The 8,276-nt window shown below is 38.0% G+C and carries 11 protein-coding genes; 2 read left to right on the forward strand and 9 right to left on the reverse strand.

Annotation, left to right across the window (positions count from 1 at the left end):
* The 4 genes from WBN20_RS06930 to WBN20_RS06945 form a co-directional block, all read right to left on the reverse strand.
* Nucleotides 1-454: DUF2652 domain-containing protein (locus WBN20_RS06930; protein ID WP_424281182.1), on the reverse strand; the 454-nt coding region annotated here is incomplete at its 3' end.
* 82 nt (nt 455-536) lie between these two features.
* Nucleotides 537-2,126 carry an alpha,alpha-trehalase TreF gene (gene treF, locus WBN20_RS06935; protein ID WP_424281183.1) on the reverse strand — a complete coding sequence of 530 codons (1,590 nt, stop codon included), beginning with the start codon at nt 2,124-2,126 and terminating at the stop codon, nt 537-539.
* 49 nt (nt 2,127-2,175) lie between these two features.
* Nucleotides 2,176-2,670, reverse strand: a complete 495-nt coding sequence (locus WBN20_RS06940) for a nuclear transport factor 2 family protein (protein ID WP_424272515.1) — start codon at nt 2,668-2,670, stop codon at nt 2,176-2,178.
* The gene (locus WBN20_RS06945) at nt 2,663-3,157 is read right to left on the reverse strand and encodes a hypothetical protein (RefSeq protein WP_424281184.1); all 495 of its coding nucleotides are present in this window, start codon (nt 3,155-3,157) and stop codon (nt 2,663-2,665) included. The genes WBN20_RS06940 and WBN20_RS06945 overlap by 8 nt, the downstream gene beginning before the upstream one ends.
* 64 nt (nt 3,158-3,221) lie before the next feature.
* Between WBN20_RS06945 and WBN20_RS06950 the strand changes: the two genes are divergently transcribed.
* Both WBN20_RS06950 and WBN20_RS06955 read left to right on the forward strand, forming a co-directional pair.
* Nucleotides 3,222-4,172: an NAD-dependent epimerase/dehydratase family protein gene (locus WBN20_RS06950; RefSeq protein WP_424272513.1), complete on the forward strand. Its 951-nt coding sequence runs from the start codon at nt 3,222-3,224 to the stop codon at nt 4,170-4,172.
* A gap of 78 nt (nt 4,173-4,250) precedes the next feature.
* The gene (locus tag WBN20_RS06955; protein ID WP_424272512.1) at nt 4,251-4,949 is read left to right on the forward strand and encodes a hypothetical protein; all 699 of its coding nucleotides are present in this window, start codon (nt 4,251-4,253) and stop codon (nt 4,947-4,949) included.
* A gap of 7 nt (nt 4,950-4,956) precedes the next feature.
* On the opposite strand, the gene moaC is transcribed toward WBN20_RS06955, so the two are convergent.
* The 5 genes from moaC to WBN20_RS06980 form a co-directional block, all read right to left on the reverse strand.
* Nucleotides 4,957-5,385 carry a cyclic pyranopterin monophosphate synthase MoaC gene (gene moaC / locus WBN20_RS06960; protein WP_424281185.1) on the reverse strand — a complete coding sequence of 143 codons (429 nt, stop codon included), beginning with the start codon at nt 5,383-5,385 and terminating at the stop codon, nt 4,957-4,959.
* 2 nt (nt 5,386-5,387) lie between these two features.
* Nucleotides 5,388-5,831, reverse strand: coding sequence for a molybdenum cofactor biosynthesis protein MoaE (locus WBN20_RS06965; protein WP_424281186.1), 444 nt, complete (start codon nt 5,829-5,831; stop codon nt 5,388-5,390).
* A gap of 96 nt (nt 5,832-5,927) precedes the next feature.
* Nucleotides 5,928-6,971 (reverse strand): response regulator, encoded by a 1,044-nt coding sequence (locus WBN20_RS06970; protein WP_424281187.1) that lies wholly within the window; start codon nt 6,969-6,971, stop codon nt 5,928-5,930.
* On the reverse strand, nt 6,968-7,342 hold the full coding sequence (locus WBN20_RS06975; RefSeq protein ID WP_424273552.1) for a response regulator: 375 nt from the start codon (nt 7,340-7,342) through the stop codon (nt 6,968-6,970). Before WBN20_RS06975 ends, WBN20_RS06970 begins: the two co-directional genes overlap by 4 nt.
* Before the next feature lie 140 nt (nt 7,343-7,482).
* Nucleotides 7,483-7,983 (reverse strand): OsmC family protein, encoded by a 501-nt coding sequence (locus WBN20_RS06980; RefSeq protein WP_424274129.1) that lies wholly within the window; start codon nt 7,981-7,983, stop codon nt 7,483-7,485.
* Nucleotides 7,984-8,276: the final 293 nt, after the last annotated feature.

Consider the following 8,276-nt stretch of genomic DNA (forward strand, 5'->3'; position numbering starts at 1 on the left):
TGCTTATTAGCACGTAATTATCACTTTCAACAGAATTCTTAAGTAACCTATGTGCTTCTATTACTTGTTTCCCAAAAGGTTTTCTATTGCCCTGTACCTCCAGAAATTCTATGTCGCCACAATGTGCAACAATTTTTAATTCCAGTTTTGGAGCTGTTGCACAGGCATTACATGGGCATATTCTATTCTTTTCTAAAAGTTTGAGATGCCCCGTAAATGCGGTAAACATGGTTTCAATCTGAGCAAGCAATTTTTCCTGTGAAAGCAGTTCTCCTTCGCGATAAAAAAAAAGGGCGTCTCCTTCGACCTCGGCCAGCTGAAGTTCTTCGGTGTTGGCCTCAATAAGTACTTCCAACAATTCAGCAATAACATGCTGGCTATGCGCAACTTCAGTGGTCTGTACAAATTTAGTAAAACCTGAAATGTCCGGTATAAAAAGTAACGACTTAGCCATGGTTAAATCTAATTATCTAATAAGTCTTGAAATTACACCAAACTTTCAACGTACTCCAAAATATAATTAGAAGAAGAAAACTTTACTGCTCTTCCATTTGGTCTACCAAAGCTTTAAATCCTAATGCCACCCCGTTGGTCCAGCCAAATCCATCCTGAGTCTCATAGTCGCCTCCTCCGGATAGTAAGCTGGTATCCTCCACATTATACTTTTCCATCATTTTACCCATATTTTTATAGACCCTCTCATTAATTGCCAACCATCTTTTCATTATTGTAAGAGCCTCATCTTTATAGCCATAATTGAGTAACCCATGTACTGCCATCCATTGCAATGGTGCCCACCCGTTTGGAGCATCCCATTGTTGGCCGGTATTTTTTAAAGTAGTAAGAAGTCCGCCATCTTTTAAGAACTCAGTAATTAGTTTTTCCTTTACCACTTCTGCCTGTTCCTTTGTGGCAATATTAAAGAACAAAGGATAAGTAGCTGCTAAAGTGAATTCATCGGTATTACTTTTCGTTTTAAACTCAAAATCCATAAAGAATTCTGCATTCTCATCCCAAAAGGTTTTCTGAATTAATTCTTTCCGTTTTAATGCCTTTTCACTGTATAGGGATTTAGCTTGTTTATCACCTTTAAAACCATAGCCCAGTGCTATTTGATTCTCCATAAAATAAAGCAGACAGTTCAGATCTACCGGCAATATGTTTGCTGTATTGGTTGATCCAAAGGAATCTTCCTCTGCATACCAGCGACTGCTAAAATCCCAACCAGAAGTTGCTCCAGCCCTTAAATTGACATATAGATCCGTTTTCTCTTTTTCCGTTGTAAGGTCATCGGCCAAATGATAATCCTCTTTATAGCTTTCAGGGCGCGGTGTAACACTGCTATCCCAATACCTGTTAAGGAATGAATCATCCCCTACTTTAACTACATACTTATTAGCCTCATACGGCTCTTCAATAACATCTTTACCCGCCATCCAAAAATTATACTCCTTCTCAATCATTGGTAAATATTCAACTAAAACCATGCTGTCTTTGCGAGCAAGTGCGGTTGCCATAAGTGTAAAGAAAGGCGGTTGAGAACGGCTTAAATAATAGTCCCTTGTGCCATTAGGGATAAAGCCAAGGGTATCAATTAAATACGCGAAATTATCAACCATATTCCTGGCAATATGTTCCTGATTATCTACCAACAAACCTTCTATAGTAAAATAACTATCCCAATAATAAATCTCCTTAAATCTCCCCCCGGGCACAACATATTCATTAGGCAAGGCTATCCTTGAGGAATAAGGAATTACAGAATCCGGACCCCTGGTTAATTTGCCCCAGATACTGCTAATATGTTCATACATAGTATGGGTTGTATCTGTTTCAAAGCTAAGTGTGGCGGTAGATTTATCGCTAAAATTTTCTTCTACAAAATTTTTCAGGTCAAAATCTGCGTTTTGCCTTTCGGTTTCATACTTCTTGTTTAGTGTGTAGTAAGATTCTTTAGGAACCAGATCTACAAAAGTCTTGGAATCTTCAAATAAACCTTGTAATTGTACTTCTTTGAACAAGGGCGAGGAATAATAGTCTATTTGCTTCTCCTGGGGTTCGGTCCTGCAACCCGCTAAAACTATAAAAAGTAAAATTAACGAGAGAAAGCTTCTGTTCATTTTCATAACACTATAATTTAATATCGAATCGCTGCAAAGGCTATATTACTTTATTTTAGCGGGATTTTTTATTTAATATAAATAGGCTGTCCTTTTCCTTCTTTAGTTCACTAACGTGATCTACATCTTCATTAGGAATAGTAATAGAAAGCACATAGTGTTTTATCCTCCATTTCCCATCTTCTTTTTGTAGTACTCCGGAACCTCTGCAAATTTCCATTCGTGTATCTAATAATTCATCAAACCAGGCAAAATTTTCGGATTCATCAATGTAAATATTTCGTTCAATATTTGTGAAACTCCATGCCTTTCCCCGATCAAAATAAGGTTTTGAAAATGCCCTGAAATCATCATTTTGCCAATTTTCTGAGGCATCGGTTCCAATAAAAACTCCATCATCGGCAAGGATCCCAAAATAAGTTTCAAAATCGGCCTCAGATGCGGCCTTATGCCATTTATTAATAAGTTCATTTACTACTTTCCTATCGTCTCCCTGAGCAATCAATTGCCCGGCACATAACATTATAATAATCACTATTAGCTTATTCATCTAAAATCAATTTTGTGTCAAAATTATAATTTACCATCACATTGAATTGATTGCGCAGGTCATTAAATGCATTGACCATTTCTATAGTTGGTTCCAATGGATTCTTACGGTATTCAAGAGTTGCCTTTACTTTTAAAATATACGTTTTAAAAACTTTCTGCCGGCTTTTTACCTGTGGTTTATCAAAAGTTTCAGGGTATGTGGAAGCAGCCAGTGCATTTTGTTTTTCTATAAACTCATCAATAAGCAGAATAAGTTCTTCATAATTTTCAACAGTGTAAAGCCCGTCAAAAGCGCTATCCAGGTCATTAAATTCAGCCCATGTCTCGAGAATTGCTTTGGCTCCGCTATTCAATATTGATTTTTTTGGTAGTTTCTGAACATCAAATTCAAGCTCCACTGTCTCAATAATCTGTTCAGTCCTTTGTTTGTTGCCACAGGAAAACAAGAGTAAGAAAGTTAACCCAAAAACAAACAATTTTCTCATAGGACGAATGTACAAATTTTAATAAAAGCTATCTTTACCAAGGAATTATATTTATTCTCTATCTATGCAAAAATCTATCCTTATTTTAGGAGCCTGCGGGCAGATTGGTACAGAACTTACTCTGGCCTTGCGAGAATTGTACGGTAATGAACATGTAGTTGCCAGTGATATTCGTGAAGGCAGTGATAGTTTGATGAATTCAGGGCCGTTTGAATTACTTGATGCTACCAATTATGAAGCCATAGAGGATGTTATAATGTACCATGAAATTGATGAAGTATATCTAATGGCCGCTATGTTGAGTGCAACAGCTGAGAAATTTCCTGAAAGGGCATGGAATTTAAATATGAATTCGCTTTTCAACGTACTAAACCTGGCCAAAGAAAGAAAAATTGAAAAAATTTTCTGGCCTTCAAGTATAGCAGTATTTGGCCCAAACACCCCTAAAGATAGTACTCCTCAAAGTACGGTAATGGAACCCAGTACTGTTTACGGCATAAGCAAGCAATCAGGTGAAAGATGGTGTTCCTATTACTTCCATAAATTTGGGGTGGATATAAGAAGTGTAAGATACCCGGGGTTAATAAGTTGGAAAACCCTGCCTGGAGGAGGCACCACGGATTATGCTATTGAAATTTATCACGAAGCCCTAAACAAAGGCAGTTATACTTGTTTTCTGAAAGAGGATGTAAAACTTCCCATGATGTTTATGGACGACGCGATCAGGGCTACCATTAAACTCATGGGCTGCAAACCAGACCAGGTAACAGTGAGATCCTCATACAATCTTGCTGCTATGAGTTTTTCACCTGCCGATATCAGCGCGAGCATTAAAAAACACATCCCAAATTTCAAAGTGTCCTATAATCCGGATTTCAGGCAAACTATAGCAGAAACATGGCCACGAAGCATCGATGATTCTAAAGCAAAAGAAGATTGGGGTTGGGAGTCGAAGTTTAACCTTGAAAATACAACGACAGAAATGTTAAAACATCTGCCTTCTCAAAGTTTTTAGGCCCATTTTAGTTATTTGAGTTAAACGGCTCATTAAAAAGGAATTATCCTTATTTTTAAACCTTTAAAAACATTAATTATGAAATGGATTATTCTTCTCTTTTCTTTATTTTCTATGGCAAGTATGCAGGCCCAAATCTCTCCGGGGGTTTATCATGCTCTGGATAGTGTTAATGGACAAACTCATGAACTAAAAATTGACAACACTTATTTTATTCATACAATTTACACGAAATCACCCGCGGGATTTGTCAAAACCATAGGTGGGTTTTATAAATTAGAGAATGATGTCTTAACTGTAAAACTTGAATTTAATTCCAGTTATGAGGAGGATACTACCACTTCTATAGAGTGGCCTATAGAAATTGTTGAAGATGGTCTGGTGTTAGTTGGTGACAAAAATCTAAACTTTAAAAAAGACCCTGAATTTAATCAGCCTTTAGATGGCAAGTGGCTTTTTGGAACCCGTGGCCCCGATGAAGGTCAGGAAAGACGTGGAGAAAGTAATTCGCGAAAAACAATGAAAGTTTTATCGGATGGCCATTTTCAATGGATTGCCTACGATACCGAAACTTTTAAATTTTCGGGTACAGGTGGTGGAACATACACCTCAAAGGATGGGATTTATTCTGAAAGCATAGAATATTTTTCCCGTGATAATGCCAGGGTAGGCGCACAACTTAATTTCACATATGAAATAAAAGGAGATGACTGGCATCATAAAGGGAAAAATAGCAAAGGAGGTCCCATGTATGAGATCTGGACAGTAAGAAAATAATATCTTTCTAAATATTCTTAATATCAGATTTACCCCCTGTTTTTTGAAGTAGTTTTATGGAGCTTATTTCAATTCCTTTATCTATTGGCTTAAGCATATCATACATATTCAGGGCTACTATACTGGCTCCGTGCATGGCTTCAACCTCAACACCTGTTTTATAAATAGTTTTTACGGTTATCAATATTTTAATCTGAAGGTCTTTTACTTCGTATACTATGTCTGTATACTCAATGGGTAATGGGTGACAGTCGGGCAAAAGGTCGGAAGTCTTCTTAACTCCCAATAATCCGGCCGCCTTACTCATGGCAAATACATCACCTTTGGGTACTTTTTTGTTCAGAATGGCCTCTATCGTATCTTTAGAACTTACATGCACAATTGCCTGGGCAATAGCTGTTCTTAGTGTGCTTTTTTTATGTGTAATATCTACCATCTTTAGGTGTTTACTTTCCATTGGTAGGAGTCATCCTCAAATAATTCCTTACCAAAAACGGGAACCTGTTTTTTAATTTCTTCAACAACTTCATGCAAAGCTTCAAATACCTCTTTGCGGTGCGGCGAGGAAACGAATACAAATAAACATATTTCGCCTGTCTTAACAATACCTGTGCTGTGGTAAATATGCAGACAACTTAAGTTAAACCGTTTAAAAGCAGCCTCCCTGATCTCATGAAATTTGAGGTTGGCCATTTCTTCATAAGCTGAATACTCAATGCCCTCAACCTTTTTCCCTTCAATTTCGTCTGCCCGTACCTGTCCCAAAAATATATCATGAGCACCAATCTGAGTTTTTGTTTGGTGTTTAGCAATAGCCATAGCTATAAATTCAGGAGTTATTGCCCCCTGTATAAATACGTTTTTGACCTTTGGTTTTTCCATAAGGAATTTTTCTTTAGTGCTAAGGTAAAGAAGATTTGGGAAATTGAAATTATCCTTTATGCCTCTCTTTTAAACCGGGAGTATTAAATATATAGGCTATTCCAGAACTTCATAAACGGTAATAGGAGTAGCTTTATTTTTCATGCTGATACTGCCAATCTTTTTGCAACGAAAGGATTCCTTCACTTGCTCATGACAACTCTCACAAATTATGATCTGGTTTTCTTCGGCCGCATCCTGCAATCGGGCTGCGGTGTTTACTATATCACCAATGACTGTATAGTCTAATCTCTTTAAACTTTTAGATCCTATATTTCCTGAAATCATCTCCCCGCTTTTAATCCCTATGGATACTTTGGGTTTAAAATCAGAGGCTTCTCCGACAGGCATTAGTTGGTTCAGCTGGTTTCGTATGGCAAGACCTGTATCAATGGCCCTGTCTAAATGATAATCTCCTCTGAAAACTGCCATTACACAATCTCCTATGAATTTGTCTACATGCCCTTCCTGGGCAATGATCTCTTTCACCATAAGGTCAAAATAGGTGTTGAGCATCTTAACCACTAAATCTGCAGGAGTAGTTTCGCTTATGGCAGTAAATCCGCAAACATCGATAAACATAACTGTTGCATCAATATTTTCATTGTCCATTATGGTAGATTCATAATCCTGACTCCCCATAAAGTTCAGTACGTTTTCGTCAACATACATCTTTAAAATATTATTTTCTTTTATGGCCTTAAGGGTTTCTTTTATTTGACGGGTATGTTTTAAGGTCTTTTCCATTGTAATGGTAAGGTCCTCAAAGTTGATGGGTTTGGTAATAAAATCGAAAGCACCGCGGTTCATGGCCGTTCGTATGTTTTCCATATCACCATAGGCCGAGACCATAACCGATTTAAGCAGTGGGTTTAATTCGCTGATTCTGGAGAGTAAGGTAAGACCGTCCATCTCCGGCATATTAATATCACTCAGCACAATATCCATATCAGGTTCTTTAAGAAGCTTCTCTAAGGCATCCTTCCCGTTTATCGCAAAAACAAATACGTATTCCTTTTCCCTTATCTGCTTACGGAATTTTTGTTTGATGAGCACCTCAAGATCAATCTCATCATCCACTACCAGTATTTTTGAAGTCATAATATTGCTTTCAATTTTTCCTTTAAGATAGCAAATTCCAGGGGTTTGGTCAAAAAATCATCCGCCCCCAAACGAGCGGCGGTATCCCGGTTGTCCTGATCGCCATAGGCAGTGATCATCATAACCGTTGGGGGCGGTTTATCATAGTCTTTTCTAATTTTTTCCAAGAGCTCCAACCCGCTCATTCCGGGCATGTTGATATCAGACAAAATCAACACCGCCTTATGCTCCATTTCCTGTAAAGTACGCAGCGCTTCTTCACCAGAAAAGGCAAAAACAAAATGGACCGTTCCGCCTTTTATTTCTTTTCTGAAACGCTGCTGAAACAGTAATTGTACGTCATGTTCGTCGTCTACTACTAATATTTTCATACCCTTTTTTTTAAGTTAATATAATCTGGTTAGCCAATAGGCAGTTTTATGGCAAATGTTGTTCCTGCCTTCGCTGAAGCTCTGGCAGGCAATTTTTTTCCTTAAGATTGCCTTTAGCCATTTGATCTTTTAGTACTATACTAATTAATCGAAACACTGACAGTATTCGCTTTAATCAGGGTCTGGTAAACCACACAATATCGTTCTGTTAATTTGATCAGTGTTTCTATCTTTTCCTGAGTTTCATCGGTATCCAGCTGAAAACGTAACCGAATATCCTTAAAGCCAACAGGGGCATTCCGGTCTACTGATAAAGTGCCTCTGAAATCCAGATCGCCTTCAACCTGAATATGTGCATCCTGCAAACTAAAGTTAATGGATGTAGCCACTGCTTTAAGTGTTACTCCTGCACAAGCGGCTAAAGCCTCCAGCAGCATATCTCCCGAACATACCGACAGGCCATCACCTCCGGTAGCCGGATGTAAACCAGCCTCTGCCATCATTTTTCCTGTTTCAATTTTGCATGTAACCCCTTCCCCGCAGTGAGAGTTAGCTCTCAATGTTATCAAAGCGGTATCCGGGTTTGTTCTGTATTTTTCCTTTAAGGGTTCTTGTATTCGTTTGAGTTCAATAAGGTCCATGCTAAAAATTTGTATTAAGGGTAAAGGTAAGTTAAGAAATATATCACTAAATCGTTATGCTCTGTATCTATTCATAGTTGCTTTAACCAAATGGAATTTGAATACTGAATTCCGTCCCTTCCCCTTCTTTGGTCTCTACCTTCATCCCGATAGCTTCTCCTTCGTAATACTATGGAGAAGGAGCTATCGGGACCCCACCAGGATTACGCCGGCAAAATAATAGTAAATTCCGTACCTTCATTTTCATTCGTCTCCACTTTTAAATCTCCCCCATGGGCCTTCACAATATCATA

The sequence above is a fragment of the Eudoraea sp. genome, assembly GCF_049665975.1.
Taxonomy (GTDB): domain Bacteria; phylum Bacteroidota; class Bacteroidia; order Flavobacteriales; family Flavobacteriaceae; genus Eudoraea.